The 20,470-nt window shown below is 36.5% G+C and carries 19 protein-coding genes and 1 riboswitch; of the genes, 3 read left to right on the top strand and 16 right to left on the bottom strand.

Annotated elements, in window-relative coordinates:
* Window positions 1–380 precede the first annotated feature (380 nt).
* Together ACIQXJ_RS23395 and ACIQXJ_RS23390 are read right to left on the bottom strand one after the other, a co-directional pair.
* On the bottom strand, window positions 381–1,163 hold the full coding sequence (locus ACIQXJ_RS23395; protein WP_403058331.1) for an ABC transporter ATP-binding protein: 783 nt from the start codon (window positions 1,161–1,163) through the stop codon (window positions 381–383).
* Between the two features lie 5 nt (window positions 1,164–1,168).
* Complete coding sequence (locus ACIQXJ_RS23390; RefSeq protein ID WP_403058334.1) at window positions 1,169–2,215, bottom strand: FecCD family ABC transporter permease; 1,047 nt, start codon at window positions 2,213–2,215, stop codon at window positions 1,169–1,171.
* Window positions 2,216–2,362: 147 nt separating this feature from the next.
* A riboswitch (cobalamin riboswitch) is annotated at window positions 2,363–2,556 on the bottom strand.
* Window positions 2,557–2,732: 176 nt separating this feature from the next.
* Between ACIQXJ_RS23390 and ACIQXJ_RS23385 the strand changes: the two genes are divergently transcribed.
* On the top strand, window positions 2,733–3,314 hold the full coding sequence (locus ACIQXJ_RS23385; protein ID WP_403058337.1) for a YdhK family protein: 582 nt from the start codon (window positions 2,733–2,735) through the stop codon (window positions 3,312–3,314).
* A 54-nt stretch (window positions 3,315–3,368) separates the two neighbouring features.
* Here ACIQXJ_RS23385 and ACIQXJ_RS23380 read toward each other — a convergent pair whose 3' ends face one another.
* From ACIQXJ_RS23380 to ACIQXJ_RS23315, 14 genes are all read right to left on the bottom strand, one after another.
* Window positions 3,369–4,055 carry a response regulator transcription factor gene (locus tag ACIQXJ_RS23380; RefSeq protein ID WP_403058340.1) on the bottom strand — a complete coding sequence of 229 codons (687 nt, stop codon included), beginning with the start codon at window positions 4,053–4,055 and terminating at the stop codon, window positions 3,369–3,371.
* A 6-nt stretch (window positions 4,056–4,061) separates the two neighbouring features.
* A complete protein-coding gene (locus ACIQXJ_RS23375) occupies window positions 4,062–5,426 on the bottom strand; it encodes a sensor histidine kinase (RefSeq protein WP_403058343.1) in 1,365 nt (454 codons plus the stop codon).
* A 401-nt stretch (window positions 5,427–5,827) separates the two neighbouring features.
* Window positions 5,828–6,370 carry an NADPH-dependent FMN reductase gene (locus ACIQXJ_RS23370; protein WP_403058346.1) on the bottom strand — a complete coding sequence of 181 codons (543 nt, stop codon included), beginning with the start codon at window positions 6,368–6,370 and terminating at the stop codon, window positions 5,828–5,830.
* A 63-nt stretch (window positions 6,371–6,433) separates the two neighbouring features.
* Window positions 6,434–7,051, bottom strand: a complete 618-nt coding sequence (locus ACIQXJ_RS23365) for a nitroreductase family protein (protein WP_403058349.1) — start codon at window positions 7,049–7,051, stop codon at window positions 6,434–6,436.
* Between the two features lie 65 nt (window positions 7,052–7,116).
* A complete protein-coding gene (locus tag ACIQXJ_RS23360) occupies window positions 7,117–8,100 on the bottom strand; it encodes a ring-cleaving dioxygenase (RefSeq protein ID WP_403058352.1) in 984 nt (327 codons plus the stop codon).
* Window positions 8,101–8,154: 54 nt separating this feature from the next.
* Window positions 8,155–8,589: a MarR family winged helix-turn-helix transcriptional regulator gene (locus ACIQXJ_RS23355; RefSeq protein ID WP_401014689.1), complete on the bottom strand. Its 435-nt coding sequence runs from the start codon at window positions 8,587–8,589 to the stop codon at window positions 8,155–8,157.
* A gap of 164 nt (window positions 8,590–8,753) precedes the next feature.
* Window positions 8,754–9,224: a YusW family protein gene (locus tag ACIQXJ_RS23350; protein ID WP_403058355.1), complete on the bottom strand. Its 471-nt coding sequence runs from the start codon at window positions 9,222–9,224 to the stop codon at window positions 8,754–8,756.
* Between the two features lie 134 nt (window positions 9,225–9,358).
* Window positions 9,359–11,581 (bottom strand): YcdB/YcdC domain-containing protein, encoded by a 2,223-nt coding sequence (locus ACIQXJ_RS23345; protein ID WP_403058358.1) that lies wholly within the window; start codon window positions 11,579–11,581, stop codon window positions 9,359–9,361.
* Between the two features lie 123 nt (window positions 11,582–11,704).
* Window positions 11,705–12,994, bottom strand: coding sequence for a LysM peptidoglycan-binding domain-containing protein (locus tag ACIQXJ_RS23340; RefSeq protein WP_403058435.1), 1,290 nt, complete (start codon window positions 12,992–12,994; stop codon window positions 11,705–11,707).
* 432 nt (window positions 12,995–13,426) lie between these two features.
* The gene (locus ACIQXJ_RS23335) at window positions 13,427–13,987 is read right to left on the bottom strand and encodes a hypothetical protein (protein ID WP_403058361.1); all 561 of its coding nucleotides are present in this window, start codon (window positions 13,985–13,987) and stop codon (window positions 13,427–13,429) included.
* Complete coding sequence (locus ACIQXJ_RS23330) at window positions 13,968–14,531, bottom strand: hypothetical protein (RefSeq protein WP_403058364.1); 564 nt, start codon at window positions 14,529–14,531, stop codon at window positions 13,968–13,970. The genes ACIQXJ_RS23335 and ACIQXJ_RS23330 overlap by 20 nt, the downstream gene beginning before the upstream one ends.
* Window positions 14,531–15,040, bottom strand: coding sequence for an RNA polymerase sigma factor (locus ACIQXJ_RS23325; RefSeq protein WP_401014704.1), 510 nt, complete (start codon window positions 15,038–15,040; stop codon window positions 14,531–14,533). The genes ACIQXJ_RS23330 and ACIQXJ_RS23325 overlap by 1 nt, the downstream gene beginning before the upstream one ends.
* Window positions 15,041–15,396: 356 nt before the next feature.
* The gene (locus tag ACIQXJ_RS23320; RefSeq protein ID WP_403058367.1) at window positions 15,397–16,131 is read right to left on the bottom strand and encodes a hypothetical protein; all 735 of its coding nucleotides are present in this window, start codon (window positions 16,129–16,131) and stop codon (window positions 15,397–15,399) included.
* Window positions 16,124–17,461, bottom strand: a complete 1,338-nt coding sequence (locus tag ACIQXJ_RS23315; protein WP_403058370.1) for an AAA family ATPase — start codon at window positions 17,459–17,461, stop codon at window positions 16,124–16,126. The genes ACIQXJ_RS23320 and ACIQXJ_RS23315 overlap by 8 nt, the downstream gene beginning before the upstream one ends.
* 166 nt (window positions 17,462–17,627) lie before the next feature.
* Here ACIQXJ_RS23315 and ACIQXJ_RS23310 point away from each other — a divergent pair, with 166 nt between their 5' ends.
* Window positions 17,628–18,128: a hypothetical protein gene (locus ACIQXJ_RS23310; RefSeq protein WP_403058373.1), complete on the top strand. Its 501-nt coding sequence runs from the start codon at window positions 17,628–17,630 to the stop codon at window positions 18,126–18,128.
* A 506-nt stretch (window positions 18,129–18,634) separates the two neighbouring features.
* Window positions 18,635–20,383, top strand: a complete 1,749-nt coding sequence (locus ACIQXJ_RS23305) for a methyl-accepting chemotaxis protein (RefSeq protein ID WP_403058376.1) — start codon at window positions 18,635–18,637, stop codon at window positions 20,381–20,383.
* Window positions 20,384–20,470 lie beyond the last annotated feature (87 nt).

The following is a 20,470-nucleotide window of genomic DNA, read 5'->3' as shown; positions in this document are numbered from 1 at the left end:
CTTTCCGCGGGCACGTTGTAAGCCGCAACCGTCGCTGCGCGCCGCTTGTTACGTCTTACGTTACGTGCGTTCCCGCAGGAGTCTGCGTGGATTTTTAATTGGTTAACCATAAAATTCAATACTTACACAGTAAATTATTTGTGTGACTGGCACTCCGCATATACACCTAACAAAAGCATCAGACTTCCTATATCCCAAAAATCCACTTCGCTTTCCGCGGGCACGTTGTAAGCCGCAACCGTCGCTGCGCGCCGCTTGTTACGTCTTACGTTACGTGCGTTCCCGCAGGAGTCTGCGTGGATTTTTACTTGGTTATTTATAAATACCCAACTTGCAGTGCTATATGCAAATTGTTTCAGAATTGTTTGAGTGACTGGCACTTATGTAGTTTTTGTGAATTGTTCAGATACATATGTTAAAGAAGGCTTGCCTGTCAGTGGATGTGTTTGAATATCGGCGTAAACTCCAAAAACATCTCGAAGTAGTTTAGGCGTTAACACTTCTTCTGGTGTACCGTAATGAACAATACTACCTTGTTGTAAAACATAGATTTGATCACAGTACATAGCTGCCATATTCAAATCGTGTAAGGCAGCGACAACAGTCAAATGCAATGTTTGAATTAAGTCCATTAATTGTAATTGATGCTGAATGTCTAAATGATTAGTAGGCTCATCTAAAATAAGCACTTGCGCCTGTTGTGCTAGTGCACGTGCAACCATCACTCTCTTTTTTTCTCCTCCAGAAAGAGAACTAAAGCTGCGCGTTTCTAAATGGGCAATACCCGTTTGAGACAATGCCTCTTTTACAATATTGAAGTCTTCCTTACCGTCCATTTCAAAAAGCTTCTTATGTGGCGTTCTTCCCATGCTCACCAAATCTTTGACTTTAAAATCGAATAACACAGGTGTTTCTTGACTAACAACGGCTAAATTTTTTGCAATTGCTCTACTTGATTGCTTAAAAATATCTTCCTCATTCAATAATACAGTTCCACTTTCGGGCTTTAATAACCGATACATATTTTTCAATAGTGTAGACTTTCCACTACCATTAGGACCAATTAAACCGACAAATTGCTTTTCCTTTATTTGAATGCTTACTTCTTTTAATATGCGCTGATCATGAATGGAGAATGATACATGCTTCGCCTCTAATGTCATAGCCTTTAATCTCCTTCACCAAATGAATAATTGTTACGGCGTAGTAGCCAAATGAAAAATGGACCGCCACAAAAGGCAGTAATGATGCCAATTGGCATTTCTTCTGGAGCTATTATCACGCGTGCAATCGCATCAGCCCAAACTAAGAAAATCCCTCCTAATAATGCGCTAATAGGGATGACATATTTATAATTAGACCCCACTATTAATCGCACGATATGTGGAATTATTAAACCAACAAACCCAATGGAGCCACTTACTGCAACAAGCACACCTGTTAGTAAAGATACGAGTAGTATCAATTGAATTCGAAATTGTTGAAGATTAACACCTAATGTGACCGCCGCTTCTTCGCCAAGTAGTAATAAATTTAAATTTCGATAATGAAGCCATAACAAACCAAAAACGATGAAAAAAATAATCGCTGGAATGAATAAATTACTCCATTTTGCGCCTGCAAGACTTCCAAGCATCCAATACATAACGGCTTTTATACCGCCCTCTTCCTTAGACATCATTAACATAAAATTTGAAGTAGCAGATAAGATAAACGATACTGCCATTCCTGCTAGCAACAAACGGAAAATAGATATACGCCCCCCTACACGTGACAAGAAAAATACCAACACAATTGCTATAAAGGAGCCTAGAAAAGCAGCTACTGAAAGGGCGTAGATACCTAAAAATGAAAAAGCACCTAAAATGATGACAGCCGTGGCACCAACTGTCGCACCTGAAGAAATACCTAAAATATATGGATCTGCAATTGAATTACGGACAAGTGCTTGCACAGCTGCTCCAGCAATAGCTAAGCCTGCTCCAACAATAGCTGCAAGCATGACACGTGGGACACGTATTTGCCATATAATAATTTCCTGTGAGCGGCTCCAATCATGCTCTATCGTATTTGAGAAAATAGGAATTTTCGAGAAAATAACCTTCCATACATGTAGTGGTGTAATTGACACTGAGCCAATCATTATAGCAACCGTCATTGAAGCAATCAGTACTAAAAGAAGGGTCAATGAAAATAACATAAATTTTTTATTCATTTGCTTATTAACTCCTTATCAATCTTGATAAATACGAAGCAATAAAAAAGGGTATTCTACGCACGAATGCATAGAAATACCCTAGGTTAAACAAAGTTGGAGAAGTATCCATCAATTGTCCGTAATTGCTTGCATCCTCGTGGGCATTACAGGTATAAACTAATTGGCAGGTCTCCTGGCTTCGATTCAACGTTACTATGATTGCCTTCCCATTCTAAAAACAGTGGCTACTACATCATAGAACTCCTCGTTACAGTTGCGGGACAGCGTCGGACTTACACCGACTTCCCTTTTAAGTGGCACTTGTTAACAAGCGTCACACCATTAGTTTCTGAAATTTTAAAATTATGACGATTCTATCATACATAATTATCGTAGTCTATAGCTCCTTACATCTAGGAATCAATCTTTCCTCTTTTCAACTTCATACCAATGGATTTTTGTACAAAACTTAATCCATAATTTCTGCACATTTACTTGTTACATTAAAACAATAAATGATAAGGAGGAAATGCATATGGTATTAAAAAGAAACTGGTTCCTAAGTTTAATGGCAGTAACGGCTTTACTAATATTATCAGCTTGCTCTAACGATACAGCGAAGTCGGTGCCTACTAATAGTGAAGCAATAGATCATAGTGCAGAAGCAGACCATGGAGAAGAGATGAATCATTCAAGCTCGGGTGAAGTTCCATCCACTTTAAAAACTGCTGAAAACCCTAAATTCCCTGTAGGCAGTACTGCTATTATTAAGGATGGACATATGGCAGGGATGGCAGGCGCCGAAGCAACGATTGTTGGGGCATATGATACAACTGCCTATATTATCTCCTATGAACCGACTACCGGTGGAAAGAAAATAGAAAATCATAAATGGGTAATACATGAGGAATTAATAGATCCAGGTGTTGCCCCATTGTCTCCAGGCACTGAAGTTAAAACAGATGCTACGCATATGAAAGGCATGGAAAATGCTACTGTTCGCATTGATGAAGCGGTACAAACGACTGTTTATATGATTGATTTCCCTTTAACAACAACTGGGGAAGAAATGAAAAATCATAAATGGGTTACAGAAAGCGAACTAGCGTCAAAATAAAAACAAAACAACCTCTAAGGTTTATTCCTTCAGAGGTTGTTACTAATTATTTGTCTATTGCTTTTTATCAGCTATCTTATGCCATTTATAGCCGATTCCCCACACTGTCTGTAAATAATCATCTACAGGAAAGCCACTTTTTCGCAGTTTTTCCCGTAAATTGCGGACATGCGAATCAATTGTTCGATCTTCAATTGTGACGTTATAGCCCCAAACTGAATTAATTAAATGTTCTCTTGAAAAAACTTTATTTTGATATTCAAGAAATAGCGCTATCATCGCAAACTCCTTTGGCGTTAAAAGAATAACCTCTTGTTGAAAAGACAATTCAACGGATTCTTTATTTAATCGTAGCCCTTCAAAAATAACTACGGGTTCCTCAGTTTTTGTTCTTCTTAAAACAGCATGTATACGTGCTACTAACTCTTCCTCGTCGAAAGGCTTTAAAATGTAGTCGTCTGCTCCCAAATTTAAGCCTTTTATAATATCAGCCTGTTCTGCTTTTGCTGTTAGCATAATTACCGGTACATTCCAATACTTTCTTATTTCCTGACAAGCTTGCCAACCATCCATATCTGGCATCATAATATCCAACAATACTAAATCTACATGATTCTCTTCTAAATAGTCTAAAGCATCTCTAACTGATGATATGGCTATGCAATGAAAAGAAGGTTCTAAATAAAGAGTTAGTAACTCTAACATTCTTGGTTCATCGTCAATTAATAATAATGTTTTCATTCGTTCCTACCCCTTAAATAATAATTCAAAAGTAGTCCCTTTGTTTTCTTCACTAACAACGGTTACTTCTCCTCCGTGTGCTTGGACAAGTTCTTTAACAATAGCAAGACCTAATCCCAATCCGCCATGTGCACGCGCTCGAGATTTTTCTACCCTATAAAAGCGTTCAAAAATATAAGGTAATTCCTTCTTTGGAATTCCCTTTCCAGTATCTTTAACAATGATTTTTATTAAGTTATTCTGCCTTTTTACTATTAAGAAAGTTGAATCTCCTGAGGAACAATAAGCCAAAGCATTATTTAACAGATTCAACATAATTTGTTCTAGCCTTACTGAATCTGCCCTTAATATTAATCCCTCTTCACATTCAACAAAAAAGTGAATCTGTTTTTCCTGAAAAGCAGGTCTTAGCTTCACCTCTATACTTGCCACTAACTCATCTAAATGAAGACATTCTTTGTTAATTACAAACGCGTTTTCATCCATTTTTGCTAAATCAAATAAGTCTTTAATTAACGTTGAGAGTCGATTCGTTTCTTCCATAATAATACCTAAATATTTTTGGCGATCCTGCTCCGTTAAATCTCGCTTGTAAAGAATATCTGTATAGCCTTTTATAAAGGTAATAGGTGTTCTTAGCTCGTGAGCGATACTTGCTAAAAATTCCTTTCTTTCCTCTCTTAAATGATTTAAATCATCGGATAACTGTTGAATGGCATTCGCAAGATCGCTTAATTCATCTTTGCCATTAGTGGAAAGGGCGACAGTAAAATCTCCTTTATTCATTTTCAACGTCGCTTCCTTCATAGCCATTAATGGTTGGGCTAATTTTCGAGATAACACAATAATGACGGCAATCGTCACCAATCCTGAAACGAGGCCGACAATTAGAAAATGTTTGTTTAATCGTTCCATTAACGCATGAATGGAATCTGTATTTTGAAACATAAACACATAGCCAATGGTCTTTTGCTGTTTTAGGATAGGACTAATCGTTGCAATATATTTTTCACCCTGCCAATTTTTCTCCAATACCTGACCACTATAAGGCACTCTACCCTTAAGCTTCTTTAAATAAGCATGTATTTCAGGGTGTGAAGATGAAGCGGCTAAAGTTGTTCCAGCATTATCTGTGATAACAACGTCTGTATTTTCTCTTGATTCCATTAATAATATATGTGATAACGTCTCCTCATCGAAATTTTGCTCTAAAATCGTTCGATGTGAATTACCAGTTGTCTGTAAGTTTATTAATTCTTCTTCAACACGCGAGTTAGTCAAAGAAACATGTAAAAAAAACATCATAAATGTTTCTATACAAAACAATGTAATAAAAAAGATTATTCCAAGCTTCAATGAAAGTTTTTTCATGCCTTAACCACCTATATTTCAAAATGATATCGTGAAAGTGTGAAGATTTTATGCAGAAGAAAAAGAGAGGTGCCAGGCACCCACACAATTCTGAAAACTGTAAGATGTTTATAACTAAGTAAAAATCCAAGTAGACTCCTGCGAGAACGCACGCAATGAAAGACACAACAGGCGGAGCGACAGCGACGGTTGTAGCTTACATCATGCCCGCGGAAAGCGTAGTGGATTTTTACGATTGAGGAGCTGCTATTATGCTAGAAATCTAAGAGAGGTGACAGGCACTCGTGATTTCCGTTGCGGGCGGCGACTCCCGCGGAAAGCGTCCGCCCGCAACGGAAATCAACCTCCATTTCAAAAAAATGCCAATAAGTATATCATATACTTATTGGCATTTTTTATTATTAAATATATTTTTTAACCCAGTCTAAGAAGTTTTCAATTACTGTATCAAGGAATTTCACAGTACCTTCATCTGTTAAACTGCCTTCAGCATCGAATTTTGTGTGTACAGCACCGATATATACATCATTACCGCTAAGTAATGGAGAATTAATTCCAGGTGAGAATAAAATATCACGTAAATGTAATTGCGCTTTAACAGTACCTAAATTACCCATTGATGCACCCATCATGAAGGATGGTTTGCCAACCATTACTTTGTCTACACGAGATAACCAGTCAATAGCGTTCACCATAACCCCTGGCACAGTTCCGTTATATTCTGGTGTTAACCAAAGTACCGCGTCAGCTGCTTTTACTTTTGCTTTAAAATCTAATACTGTTTGTGGGGCTTCATTTTCGATATCTTGATCATACATTGGTAAATCACGTAAGCTTAATACTTCTAGCTCAAGCTTTTCTGTATAACGTTTTTGTATAAATTTTGCTAATTGCATATTATAAGATTCTTTACGGATACTACCTACGATTGCTACTACTTTCATGTTGTTTCCTCCTAAATGGTTACTATCATTAATATTTGTTAAGCTTTTTTATTTTATACCGCCCTAATAATAGGTTGCAAATTCTTCAACTGGTTTACGATACCCACGTAAGCGGTGACTACTTTCCTTTTCCTTGCCAATTGTCATCATCAAGACAATCTCATGTGTTGCTGGTACATTCAATAATGTGCGCATTTGTTGTTGATCAAAGCCAATCATTGGACATGTATCCCAGCCTCGATTTTTTGCTGCTAACATAAAGAGCATAGCTGAAAGGGATGCGTTGCGAATCGCGTCCTCCTTCATAAACTCCTCACCACGTTCTTCGTAAAACTTCGCATTATCATCAATGAGACCTTCAAGCTCAAAGTTTGTAATAATACCTAAATCAACCATACCCTGACTAATGTGAGCCGTTTGCTTGTATGCTTCCTTATCGCCTAATACTAAAATAACACCGGAAGCTGAATGTACTTTATATTGTCCATATGCAGCCTCACGAACTCTCTCTTTCAATTCTTGATCCAACACAACGATATATTCTGTATGTTGCAAGTTGAATGCTGAAGGTGCAAGCTTGACGTCCTCTAAAATTGGTCGGATATCCTCCTCCGTCATTACAACACCGTCTATAAAATTATTTGCCGATCGACGTTTATCAATTAACTTTGTAAATTCCATTTTGACGTACTCCAATCATCCATTATGCTTTAGTAGAATTGTGTTCCTTAATAATTAATGACACCTTACTCATATTCTTTTTCAAATGAAACTGTACTTCTTACAGTATCAATTGGACGAACAAGCCCTTCAATTTGTGCGCGCTTAGGCTCTAAGAAAGGCGGTAATGATAGTTTTTCCCCCAATGTTTCATAAGGCTCATCACCCATAAAACCAGGGCCGTCTGTCGCCCATTCAAATAAGATTTGTGGTGCTACACGTGCATATAGCGATTCAAAGAAGTGACGGTTAACATAACCAGACGTATTGAAACCAAAGCCTTCTAATCGTTCTGTCCATTCATTTAAAACAGCACGATCTGCTACGCGAAATGCTGCGTGATGCACAGTACCAAAACCTTGACGAGCTGCTGGCAGGATTGTGTTATATTCCACAACAACTTGTGCACCGTTACCTCCCTCGCCTACCTCAAATAAGTGGAAGTCTCCTTCAGCTTCAATTTCTGTGAAAAGCATAACTTTTTCTAGCATTTCTTTGAAATAGTCAAAATTTGCAACTCGCACAAATATCGGACCTAATCCTGTAATAGCGTATTCAAGTGGGATAGGACCATCTTGCCAAGGTGTACCTGTAGCAACTCCTTTGTTGTTTTCATCAGAAATTAGTTGATACTGCTGATCGTCAAAATCAACAAATGATAATGTTTGCTTGCCGAATTGTTCTTTTATGCCTGTATGTTTGACATTTAAGCGCTCAAATCGTTTTACCCAGTAAGCTAATGCTGCATCTGTTGGCACTCGGAATGATGTTTTAGAGATTTCATTTGTTCCATGTACACCTTTTGGTATGTTTGGGAAGTCAAAGAATGTCATATCTGTTCCAGCACTACCCTTGTCATCTGCAAAAAATAAGTGATATGTTTGAATATCGTCCTGATTGACTGTTTTTTTAACTAAACGCATGCCTAATACATACGTGAAAAATTTATAATTTTCTTCTGCGCTACTTGTAATAGCAGTTACATGGTGAATTCCTTTTAAATGATTCATATTAAGTTCCTCCTATTTATCTCGAATTCGAGATATATGTTTAAAAAAATTTATTTATTTATTAATGGCATTAAGACCGACCTTTTTCAAAGCTACATTCATTGTTTCCAACTCCTGTTGGTCTAATACTTCAAAAATTTCATTGATCTTTTGCTCATGGAGTGGAAAAATTCTATCCATTAAGACCTGTCCCTCATCTGTTAACAATGCATAAGTAACACGTCGATCTTTAGGACAAGCACGTCGACAAACGAAACTTTTTTGCTCCAGCTTATCAATAACATACGTAATACTACTACTTGCAATTAAAATTTTTTTACCAATTACTTGAATCGGCTGCTCACCGTGGTGGTATAAAAAATCTAATACCCCAAACTCAGTCTGGTTTAAATCATATTGAAGCAAATCTTTTTTGGTCGCATCCTGAATCGATTGATAAGCACGGAACATAATCGTAAAAGCTTTTAAACACCGATTTTCTTCCTTCATAAGATGCCCTCTTTCTATTTACCTCGAAATTAAATATCTTTAATTCGAGATAATAATATCACAGATATTCCCTAACAGCAATCATTTTTAACTAAATTAATTTAATAAAAAGGTTTTTCAAAAGCTAAAAGCCCCTATACAAATTAGTGTATAGGGCGCTTCTATTATTTCATTCGTTTAAATTCTTTTTCTGTTCCATCAGCAAACTCTACTTCTACCTCAATCGATTGATAGTCATCTGTAATATTAAACACTTTAATGACTTGCTCAATAACTTCATCATTCGATGTTGTAGAATCGAAAGTTAGTTGCTTAAATAATGGTTCTAACTTCGTATAAGCCTCATCACCTTGAATTTTTTCATTATTACGGTCATCTTCCAATTTAGCCTCTATACCGTTCTTCTTATTCTCATACTCAACCTCATAAGATTCTGTTGCTGAATAATCGACGTCCAATGAAAATTCTATAAAGTTAAAGGGCACTTGATTCGTTACATTTTCACCAGCCTGTTGATTAGTGTTTTCCCCTGTTGGAGCATTCGTAGGTACGTCCTTTACCTCATCCTTATTACAGCCATAAAGTAATCCAGCTACTAATGAGAATACTAATAACATTTTATAATTACGCATCATTTTTCCACTCCTTTTCTGTCATTATTCTTCCCTAAAAACATACTAAGTAAACGCAAAAAGGATATCTCCTAAAAACAGGAGATATCCTTTTTTCTATCATCTTCTATAGATGGAGAACCATCAATCAAATCGTATTAATAGAAGTAATTGCGCCCAGTATTATTTTCATGAATGGCACGAGCCAAGCGAAGTGTTGAAACAGCTAAATCTGCATAACTTACTTTTTCTGTTGCATTAAAGTTGTTTTGTTGTGCATCGATTAAGCCCATTGCACTTGCTAATGCTACGTAACCTGCATATGCCGGATCAATAGTACTTGCATCAGCAAAGTTCAACTTGTAAATATCGTTATGCTTTGCAGCACCTTCTAGACGTAGTACACGAATAAACCATTCTGCAAGCTCTTGACGAGTCAATGTTGCATCAACAGCAAATTCATCTGCTGGTTGTAAAACGCCCATTCTTACTGCTTGTTCAACTATTCCATATAACGGATGTTTAGGGTCAATATTATTAAACGATTGATATGATTCTTCTTCATTTCCATAGCCATAATAGCCATATGTCAAAGATTTAAGAATAATTTTTAATGCTTCACCTTTCGTCACTGCAGTATCAGCATTAAAGTTCGCTGGATCTTTCACTTCCAACACATTTTGTGCTAATAAGTAGTTTAATTCCTCTGCAGCTGTTGGATGAGAAATTTGCGGTTTATTATTTGAATCATCAGCACTATTTACCCATTTACCTGTTAGTGCATCAATTTGATTATATATGCTGCCCTCATATGACGGTGCATACACTAAATCATAATGATTGCTATCTTCTTTATCCTGTTTAGTGTATTGTAACTTCAGCTTTAACGCATTGCTAAATGTTTCCTTTGCCTTATCAGCTGAGACTACCTTACTTACAGATGGCCAGTTATCAATTTTTTGTTGATTAATGTTTAATCCACGTAATGAACCGTCAGTACCGACGCTCACATAAATTTCATCACCAACAACAGGAATCCCGTTTACAACACGCGGGAATGAGAAGCCATATTGGTTGCTATAATTATCATATCCATAATCATCTAACGGTTTTGCATAGTTATGGATATAGGACGGAGCCCACTCTTTTAAGTAGTCAATAGCCTTCGCCAACGCAGCATCTTTCGTAATCTTTTCTGCTTTTTTATCTGTCAGCATGAAATCTCTACTGATGTCATAGTATTGTGTAATTTCACCAGTTGCCTTATTAATTTCAAATGAAGCACCCGATCCACCATTCTCATACATATACATGTAATTTACAGAGTAAAGTGTTTCACCATTTTCATTTTCTCTTTCATCAACCATATCAATTTGTAGCTTTGCCTTATCAGGGTCCACTTTTAAGAAGGATTTTGCAAATTCTTCTACTTCTTCAACCGTCATACCAGGTTTTCTCGGATTAAGTTGTTCTGAAGATAGCTTTTCAACACCTTTTACGCTTGGTGCTTGTGCCACGAAGCCATTTGCTGTTTGCCATTGTCCTGTTAATGCATGTACACCATAGAAGCTCGATGTTGGCATATACACTAGCTTCACTTCACGCTTATCAGATGGATAGTTATAGTCTAAATAATAACGTAACTCTACAGCAAAGTTATCACGAACTTGTGCTAGAACATCTGCCTCGCTCTTTTTCTGTTCTAAACCATCGAATGTTGCCTTTTTAGATACATTTGAATTGCGATATACGTTTACAACTTCACCATTAGCAAGCACACCAATAGAAATAGCATGGTTACTAAGTGTTACACCGTTATGTGTCGGTGCATACGAGAATGCATAACTAATTGGCTCTGATAATGGTCGCGTGTAATTAAATCCATAATCAAAATCATTTTCTTGCAATTTGTAGTTTGCTGTATTCGGGAATTTTTTCAAGAAATCTTGTGCAATTTTTTGTGCATCTTCCTTTGAATATTTAGCAGGATACAGCGCGTCTGCAACATTTGCAGGCTGGTAATAGAAACTTTCTAGCTCTAAATCATCACCCATAAAAGTAATACTACCATACACATCTTTACCATTTACTGTTTTTTGGAAGCTCAAATCATAACGAATCGTTTTATCGTCGTTATAGTAATGTCCTCGCCCCGTATAGAAATCATTATCTGTTAAAAAATTGAACTTTTCTGGGAAAAGCTCACGTAATTTTTTAATAAGTGTACTTTTTGTTACCTTTGTTTCTGTTGAGGCTACTTGAATCTCTATTCTCTCTGGAGAATCCTTAACATTAGCAGAAGCTTGTGCCATTGGAGAAAGTACTCCGACAGAAAATGCAGTAGATGTTAGGATAATCCCCAACTTTTTAAATTTACCCAAAATATCCCTCCTAAAATACAATTTACCTAATTATATATTATATTCCCAAAATAGGAAATAGTATTTACAGATTATTTCCAATAAGAAGAAAATAGATTGGGTATACCATTATCCCTATCATTGTCATTTCTTCACCACATTAAAATTTGAGCCTATCAATAACCAATTTTGCGGGAACGGTAACCCAAGCTTCCAGTAGCCTATACCTCTAAGCTTGTACTGCTTAATTAAATTGAATTTCGCTTGAATCGACCGTGCATCTTCAAACCAGACTATATGCGCTCTTCCTTGCTCATCATAATATTCAAAAAAAGGGGCTTGAGCATTCCAATCATATTGGATAGCTGCATTATATTTTTTTGCAATCTCAATAGCTCTTTGCGGACTTACGGCCTCTGCATATGGACCTCCTTGTACAAACGGCAGTGTCCAATCATAGCCATATAAATTTTGTCCAAGCAATATTTTACTTGGTGGTATTTCTGATACAGCATATTTGACAACCGCCTCAACTTCGCGAATTGGTGAAACAGCCATAGGGGGTCCAGCAGAATAGCCCCATTCATAAGTCATCAGCAATACGAAGTCCACAATCTCCCCATGTGCTTTATAATCATGCGCTTCAATCCATGGTCCTTTTTGATTGGCACTTGTTTTTGGAGCAAGTGCTGTTGATACCGTATACCCTTCTGCATGGAACCGCTCCACGGCTCTTCTTAAAAAATTGTTATACGCTTCCCGCTGATCAGGGGGCAAATTTTCGAAGTCAAAATGGATATCTTTTATGCTTTCTAAACGCCTTGCTTCTATAAGAATATTGTCAAAAAGTAAATCTTGTACTGCGGTACTTTGGAAAATATCTCTTGCAAGGTCGCCACTAAATTGAAAGTTCTCCAAATTCGATACAACCATTGCAACAGCTGCTCCTGAGTCTTTCGCAATTTCAGACACACCGTTTCTTGGAGGTTGCTTCAATGTCCCGTCTCTCCGTGCTTCATAGCTAAATAAGGCAAGATAAGTTAAATAAGGAGATGCTTCTCGGGCTGAATTTAATAATGCTTCACTAACGGCTGTCCCTCTTGGCTCTAAATATGCCAATGTTTCTGCTCTAGTTTTCGGTGCTGGTGGAATATAAAGACGCAAACCAACTGATAAAGTCTGGTTTGGATCTATGCCATTGACCTGTGCAAGTGTTAAATAATTAATCCCAAAGCGTTGCCCTATAGACCATAAACTATCCCCAGGCTGTACATAATAAAAGCTACCGACGATTGGAATCACAAGTGCTTGGCCAACAACTAATCGATTAGGCTCTGGAATTTGATTGGCATCTACTATACTTTGAACCGTCGTGCCATACGCATTTGCAATTCCATATAAGGACTCTCCTGCTCGTACAACATGTATTTGAATGCAATTTGCCTCCTTTTTACGTAATGAAACCATAGCCATAAAGCTTATGATATAAAATAAGAAAACATGTCACCTTGAAGCAATCACATCTGTAGCGCAACCAATTTTTAGTACAAATAATTATAGAGGACTTCTGCCGGTGATTTCCTCTATGTGCAAACGCTTTTCTCTCCAATTAACTGAGGTAAAAGCATTAAGTTGTCTCAATAAAATTGCATTGATTGTAAATTTTTTTATTAGGGCAGTCCCGTTAGCAGATGACTTTGGACGAGGTAGTTTTATTTTTACCTCTAAAATTTTCACCATGCTAGGAGCAACATTATAATATGTAGACTTTTCTAGTTGATTGGAGTGTAAGCGCGACACTCCTTCGGAAAGGGAGCGCCTGGAACGGAAATCAACGATTAATCTCCACTCTGAATTCATTACTTTTTATAGTGATTGTGATTGGACATTTCCTTGTTGTTTGCTTTTGAAGTATTTAGTACCAGAACGGCAATAAAAATTAAAATTAAGAAAAGCTATAACCTGTAGAATTGCACTTATAGTAAGAACCTTATCTTGCATGCTTACATCTACATTGATTGAAAATGCTTGAATGACAAACGCGCATAGCATAAGCCCCATATATATTTGATACGTTTTAAATGTTTTAGCCTCTAATGCTTTATTTTCATGAATGTGCAATAATAACTGAAATAGAAAATACATAAAAAGAATCAATAAAAATTGCATCAACTGTACACCTATTTGCCCTAGCAGTTCCGTCCCTATCCATTGGTCGAGCTCCACGAAAAAGGAGAATACAATTAAAACAATGGCAAAATTTTTGGTCCAGCGCTTCAATTGATGAGAAGTTGGCAATAAATAAATGCCATAAGCAAAAAACATATAGCCAATAAAATCCGGTAAAATGTCAGGTAGTCCAAAAAATTTCATGTCTAAAAAAATCCAACATAATGCACTAAATAAATTACCGTACGGATCTTTCATCAACATTCCCCTCCTGCAATTGTTTAACATCTTGATTTAAAAAGCTTAGTAATACCTCACTGTCTCCACCTAAAAATCTGCTAGCACTAGATTCAGAAATTCCACTTTGAAACGGTACTACAATCGGTTCAGCTACACGCAGCCAATTGGCGTACATTAAGTTCCCTAGCCATACAGCTAGTGATAGAGCAAATGCCAGATAGATAAGTTTCCCTTTTGTATAACCCTTGCTAAACACAAAAATGATGAATATTAGCAGGGAGAATATTACACATAAACCTCCAGTAAAAAGCAGCTTCTTCTCTTGACTGATAATAGGCGCTGCCGCACTCTTGATTTCTAAAGATTGACCTGTAGTAATCATAAGTAAAAATACGAAAACCGCTATTGTCATTGGAATCGTAAGAATTGTTGCAACAGTTATCCTTTTTGATTTTAATCCTTGATTGTTTTGTAAGTTTTGACGCAACTTATTTAAAAATGCTTGATCTGGCTCAATATTGGGATGATTTTTTAATGTTTCAAATAACTCACGGTCCTCCATCAGTTTCTCCTCCCTACTTTTTTACGAAGTCTTGTCATTGCACGATGAAAGTCAACACGTACCTTCACTTCTGAAATTCCAAGAATAGCTGCTGTTTCTTGAATCGTGTAGTCCTTTAACATGCGACAAATAATAATTGTTCGATCATGTGACTTTAATGTCATTAATGCTTGCTGTACAATCTGCCATTGCTCGTTTTGTTCAACAATCTCCAGAGGCTCTGTTACTTCTTTTAAAATAGGCTGTTTATTAAGTTTCTCCATTAATAAACGCTTAATTTTTTGTTTTCTATGTATATCTACTGCTGTATTTCGTGCAATCGTTAAAATCCACGTCTTAACCTTCTCTTTATCATTTAAGTGGTGCAATTGTTTAAGTACTTTAAAAAAGGTTTCTTGCGTAATATCCTCAGCCTCTTGTTTGCTATTTGTATAATAAAGCGCAAAATGATAGACATCACGATGATAGGCATCGTATAGCTGCTCAATCTGTAATTCCTTTTTATGCAAACCTTCACCCCGCTTTCTACATTCCTAAATAAGTCGTCGGTATCCAATATTTGTTACACATTATATAAAATTTTTATACCATTGAAAAAACCTCTCCATTAATGAGAGGTTTCAGATTGTATACATAAGGCATCAAGAAGCAAAACTCGGAGCTTTTTTATTCAGTTGATGGAGTGAAAGGTGGACGCCTCCTCTAGAACAACACAAAATGTAAGACGAAACTTACCACACGTAGCAAGGGTTGCGGCTTACGTCGTGCCCGCGGAAAGCGTCCGCCCGTAACGGAAATCAATGGTATTCATATGCAAAAATACTGTAGACAAAATCCCAACTTTTATGAGAAGTTTGTGTATTCTTTATTTCTGCGCATTAGACGTAATCATGTCAAATAACAATGGCACATTCGTACTGCGTTGCAAAGAATTACATCCCTTTGTTAAGTAAGACCAGCTTTCTTTCATTTTTTCTCTGTAAGGTAGTGCCGGATCTACATGCAGGAATTCCAAAAGATACTCTTTAATAGAGCCTGATAAGTTTTCCATAAATTCATCTGCTTTCAGCATTTTTTCCGTTGCAACCTCATTGCGCTCATTCCATAATACATGCTCTAAATTTGTAGCAAAATAAAACAGCTGATAAGGTACTTTTAATCGATCAATACTAAAATGGTCATTTGCAAGCAAAGTCTTCACGTTATTAGCTTTCATTTCATTTCGCTGTTCAATTTGCTCTTTACGTTTCTCTGTTTTTACAAAAATGGCGCCCTCAGTATAATATAGATTTTGTTCAATATCTGCATTGATTTTGACAAACTCTGGAGCGATAAAACAACCATCTGCATCAGTAATATGAATGACTGCTGATAAATCTTTCGCTAAAAACTTATACTTTTCTAGATAGTTATGAATTACTCGGCTGACACTATTTTTAATATTGGGGATTCGCTTTTTTGCATCCCACTTCGTCAAAATATCTTCACGTTGCACATCAAAGCGAATAGTAGAATTGGCAAAATGCTCATCCAAAAAATCCTCTAAAATTATTTGCTCTGTTTGTCCTTCTACAATCACTAAAAGCACTTTTTTAGTCATGTTGCACACCAGCTTTTCTAAAAGCACGTTTAATTTTGAACGTTTTCGTTTCTTTATAAACCTCTTCATCCTGTCCACCTAGCTGTATAGCACGTAAATAGACATCTCGTGCATTATTGACCTCTTTAATACCTTTTAGCTGCATATATCGGTAATTCTCATTCGTTGTTGTAAACCATAAGTTTTTAATGGCAAGCACCTCTAACACACGTAAATTATGAGACGTAAAAATAAGTTGCCCTTTTCCGCCCTCATCAATCACTGTTAACAACTCGCCTAACAAATATTCAAAAACGCCAGAATCTAATTCATCGATCACGACACAAGCAGTTGGATTATTGTAAACAGCTATCAGTACACTAAGCACAGAGATAATTTTCAAAATCCCTTCTGATTCTGTTCGCAACGGTAGTTCCCGATCACCACGTTGCGATAGAAACTCAAATCGCACTCCCTTTTCACCATTATCTAATAATTGCTCTGTAATGACATGAATTTTAATAGTAAGTCCAGGAATAATCGTTGATAATACTTGATTGCTTTGTTCAATCACTTCACATAATACATTGAAAGCATTCTTTGGCAGTAATGCCGGTCCTTTCAAATCATAGGAAATGGAGCCCCGCGTTTTTTCAAGATGGATACTAAAGGGCATAATGCGCTCTTCAAATAAAGGCGCGATATTTTGATTGTTGATAACATGTAAGTCTTGATTAAAATCAATTGCTAAATTATGAAGCAACTGCATTTCTAATTCTGATAGCTTTTCTTGTAGCAAAGGCTTTAAATCTTTATGGAAGATAAATGACATATATTGTTTTCGCGTTAGTTGTTGAATAACGAGCGTTTTAATTCGCATTTTTTCATTCATATCTCGTAAAAAGCTTTTTCGAATTTGAACGTTATCTTCTGTAACACTTACTAAAACTTTCGATCGTTTTCCTTTTTCATCTTCTCTATATGTGAGTCGCTCTGCAATAATATATAGCCGTTTCTCATCCTCACGCAATGTTACATAATAGTTCACAAAAAATGTACCGAATTGATTGTCCACTAGAAATTCAAAATCTATACTAGCAGTGTTTTCTCCTGCCATAATTAAACGCTTGTCTTGAGAAGGCAATTTCACTTCAGCAATCCAACCAGAAATAATCGTCTTTAATAAGCTAAATGCATCAACAATCGTCGTTTTCCCTGAACCATTTTGCCCGTACACGCCGACAACATTTGCTTTCATAAGCGTAGTAAAATCGACTGCTAATGTCAGCTCACCATTTCGTACATTTCTTAAGTTTTGTACCTTTATTTTTTTAATTTTTATAATAGCCATCGAAACACCCTTTAAGTCTTTTCTTACTATTATAATTAAAATCGGTATTTTTTATAACAATTTTAAATTTAATATCTCTTCCTTATTTTTTTATTGAGCCATTTGCCTATGACAAATATAATACGGGACATATGTTAGAGAAGAAAATGAAGAAAGGTGTGTTTCATTGGTCAATCCTAGGTTAGCTCCGGAAGATTTTAATCAGCAATTCCGACCTGGTATGAAAATATGGGTTACTCTCCCAACAGGCACATATTCAGGCACATTGATTCGAACATTTGGAAAAGACGGAAGAACAGCCGAAATTCAGTTAGATTCTGGTCAAGTAATAACGGTCGATGTTAGCCAAATTACAGCAGCAGGGACAGGTTTCCCTCCTGGCGGCGGCTCATATCCACCTCCTTACCCACCACCATATCCGCAACCATACCCACCTCAACCATATCCGCCACAACCGTACCCACCACAGCCATATCCACCGCGTCCTTATCCGCAACCATACCCACCTCAGCCATATCCACCACGTCCATACCCACAACCGTACCCGCCTATGCCATACCCTGGTGGACAATATCCAGGTGGTCAATTACCTGGACTCCCTGGACTTCCTCCATTACTACCAGGTATCCCTAATATTTTACCTGGCATCTTTGGTAACCCGAGATAATAAAAAAAGCTTTCCATAAGTTCAGTTATGAACAAGTGGAAAGCCTTTTTTATTTTCTATTACACAAAGTATTCACAACTTTTTTCAAACATTTGTAATAATATTTGTCTAAAATAACAATCAGTAATTTTAAAAGTTGGTTACTAGAAACAAATTATACTATTATTAGTGCATTTTCTATTAATAATATGCGAGCCCCCCGTTAATTTTTGTTATAAAAACACTATATTTTTAATTCACTCACTGAAATTTCACAGTTGAAATAGTAGGATTTTTGGGTTGTGAATCGTATTTTTTGGCAGTATAGTTGTTTATGGTTAGGGGATGAATGGATTATTTTACTAGCAATGAAATAATGATAAAAAGTATAGGAACGGACTTCTATATATGATTTTATCATAACGGTCAATTGTAACATTGTACTATTCCATTACATTTGGCTTTCATATTATCGTCCGTCCCTTTTTCACTTGAAATATGTTTTTTACAATTTTAGGAGGAAGAGTATGAAGAAAAGTAAGAAGCAACAAATGTCAATTAGCAAAAAATTAACTTTTACAATGGTTAGTATTTTATTGCTATTTGGACTAGTTACTATGGGGTTTTCCTATTATATAGTGAAAAACAGTAACTTAAAAGATATGGATGAATCCCTCTATGATAAAGGCATGATTTTATCAAAGACAATAGATCAAGAAGCATTGAAATCTGCACTGCAACAACCAAATGCTAATAATAATGATGTCCTTCGTTTAACAGAAGAAATGGATGCCATCAATGATAAATCAGATATTATTACCAATCTCTTTCTTATTACAGTAGATGGTGAAAATATTAATGCGCCGGTTCTATCCTCAAGTGTTCTTGAAGTTGGTGCAGAATATAACCAAGATATGATTGCCATGGGTCTCTCCCCAGATTTCCTTGCAAGAATAAAAGAAGTTTTTGAAACTAAAGAGGCAACTGCTACAGAGATCTATAAAGATGAGTTTGGAAGCTATAAAACAGGGCTTACTCCAATATTAGATGATGATGGTTCAATGTTAGCTGCATATGCTATTGACTATGATGTATCGATGGTAACTGGTAAAGCACTTTCGGAAGCAATGTGGGTGCTGTTAATTACTGTTTTATTCCTTATTGGATCTTCCATCGTCGTTTACTCACTATTAAAAAAGAAACTAACTCCTATTCAACAGCTATCTTTACAATCTAAAAAAGTTGCTGAAGGTAATTTAGAGCTAGAAGCTTTACCTGTTCAATCCAATGATGAAATTGGCGTGCTAACAAATAATTTTAATGTAATGATTGGAAGTTTACGAACAGTCATTCAAAGCGCAACAAATGTTTCTTCACGTGTTTCAAATACTGCACAAGTTTTATCAAGTAATATGCAGGAAGCAACGGATTCTTATAATAATGTAGCTTCATCGATGCAAGAAATAGCAAGTGTTGCGGATTTACAAGTTCAAAAGGCGAAAGAAAGTTCGGTTACGATTGAGGAAATGAGCATTGGTATTCAACGTATAGCCATGACATCTAATCAGATTTCTGAGTCCTCTATTCTTGCATCTGAGGAAGCGGAAAAAGGCAATGAGTCAACGAACAAATCTGTCGCTCAAATGAATGCAATTAGTAAAGCTGTAAATCAATCAGCATCATCTGTCAAGATGCTTGGTGAACACTCAAATAAAATCCAAGAAATCGTTGGTATTATTACTGGTATTGCTTCACAAACAAATTTACTTGCATTAAATGCTGCGATTGAGGCTGCTCGTGCAGGTGAAGCAGGAAGTGGTTTTGCTGTAGTCGCTGACGAGGTGCGCAAGCTGGCAGAGCAATCAGAGGCATCAGCAAGAGAAATTTCTACGCTAATCTCACGTATTCAACATGATACCAATGAATCTGTAAATGTCATGATACATGCGGTAGAGGAAGTGGACAACGGCTTAATAATGATCAATGATTCCGAAAAATCATTTGGCCAAATTTTAACTTCAATACATCATGTTACTGGTCAGATTCAAGAATTATCAGCAACTATTGAGGAAATGGCAGCTGGTATGGAAGAGGTTACATCAGCTGTTCAAGATATGGAGCAATTCTCTGAAAAATCCAGAAACAATACCAGCACAGTAGCTGAAACATCTGCTACTCAGCTCAACACAGTGCAAAGAGTTTCAGAAGAAGCACAAGTATTAACAGATTTATCAGATGAATTATTAACTGTTGTAAATACTTTTATTGTGAAATGATTTATTAAACAAACCTTATAGCTTTATTCATCTCGTCGATGCTACCGCATCGGCGAGGCGTTTATTCATGTCATTTCCTAGCAATAA

The sequence above is a fragment of the Lysinibacillus sp. NPDC097868 genome (assembly GCF_044761135.1).
In the GTDB taxonomy this organism is placed as follows: Bacteria; Bacillota; Bacilli; order Bacillales_A; family Planococcaceae; genus Lysinibacillus.
This window is presented reverse-complemented; position numbering and strand designations above follow the sequence as displayed.

Excerpts from the sequence above, each read along its gene's own strand:
- ACIQXJ_RS23395 (WP_403058331.1), bottom strand. The coding sequence starts at position 1,163 with ATGACATTAGAGGCGAAGCATGTATCATTCTCCATTCATGATCAGCGC.
- ACIQXJ_RS23390 (WP_403058334.1), bottom strand. The coding sequence starts at position 2,215 with ATGAATAAAAAATTTATGTTATTTTCATTGACCCTTCTTTTAGTACTG.
- ACIQXJ_RS23385 (WP_403058337.1), top strand. The coding sequence starts at position 2,733 with ATGGTATTAAAAAGAAACTGGTTCCTAAGTTTAATGGCAGTAACGGCT.
- ACIQXJ_RS23380 (WP_403058340.1), bottom strand. The coding sequence starts at position 4,055 with ATGAAAACATTATTATTAATTGACGATGAACCAAGAATGTTAGAGTTA.
- ACIQXJ_RS23375 (WP_403058343.1), bottom strand. The coding sequence starts at position 5,426 with ATGAAAAAACTTTCATTGAAGCTTGGAATAATCTTTTTTATTACATTG.
- ACIQXJ_RS23370 (WP_403058346.1), bottom strand. The coding sequence starts at position 6,370 with ATGAAAGTAGTAGCAATCGTAGGTAGTATCCGTAAAGAATCTTATAAT.
- ACIQXJ_RS23365 (WP_403058349.1), bottom strand. The coding sequence starts at position 7,051 with ATGGAATTTACAAAGTTAATTGATAAACGTCGATCGGCAAATAATTTT.
- ACIQXJ_RS23360 (WP_403058352.1), bottom strand. The coding sequence starts at position 8,100 with ATGAATCATTTAAAAGGAATTCACCATGTAACTGCTATTACAAGTAGC.
- ACIQXJ_RS23355 (WP_401014689.1), bottom strand. The coding sequence starts at position 8,589 with ATGAAGGAAGAAAATCGGTGTTTAAAAGCTTTTACGATTATGTTCCGT.
- ACIQXJ_RS23350 (WP_403058355.1), bottom strand. The coding sequence starts at position 9,224 with ATGATGCGTAATTATAAAATGTTATTAGTATTCTCATTAGTAGCTGGA.
- ACIQXJ_RS23335 (WP_403058361.1), bottom strand. The coding sequence starts at position 13,987 with ATGAAAGATCCGTACGGTAATTTATTTAGTGCATTATGTTGGATTTTT.
- ACIQXJ_RS23330 (WP_403058364.1), bottom strand. The coding sequence starts at position 14,531 with ATGGAGGACCGTGAGTTATTTGAAACATTAAAAAATCATCCCAATATT.
- ACIQXJ_RS23320 (WP_403058367.1), bottom strand. The coding sequence starts at position 16,131 with ATGACTAAAAAAGTGCTTTTAGTGATTGTAGAAGGACAAACAGAGCAA.
- ACIQXJ_RS23315 (WP_403058370.1), bottom strand. The coding sequence starts at position 17,461 with ATGGCTATTATAAAAATTAAAAAAATAAAGGTACAAAACTTAAGAAAT.
- ACIQXJ_RS23305 (WP_403058376.1), top strand. The coding sequence starts at position 18,635 with ATGAAGAAAAGTAAGAAGCAACAAATGTCAATTAGCAAAAAATTAACT.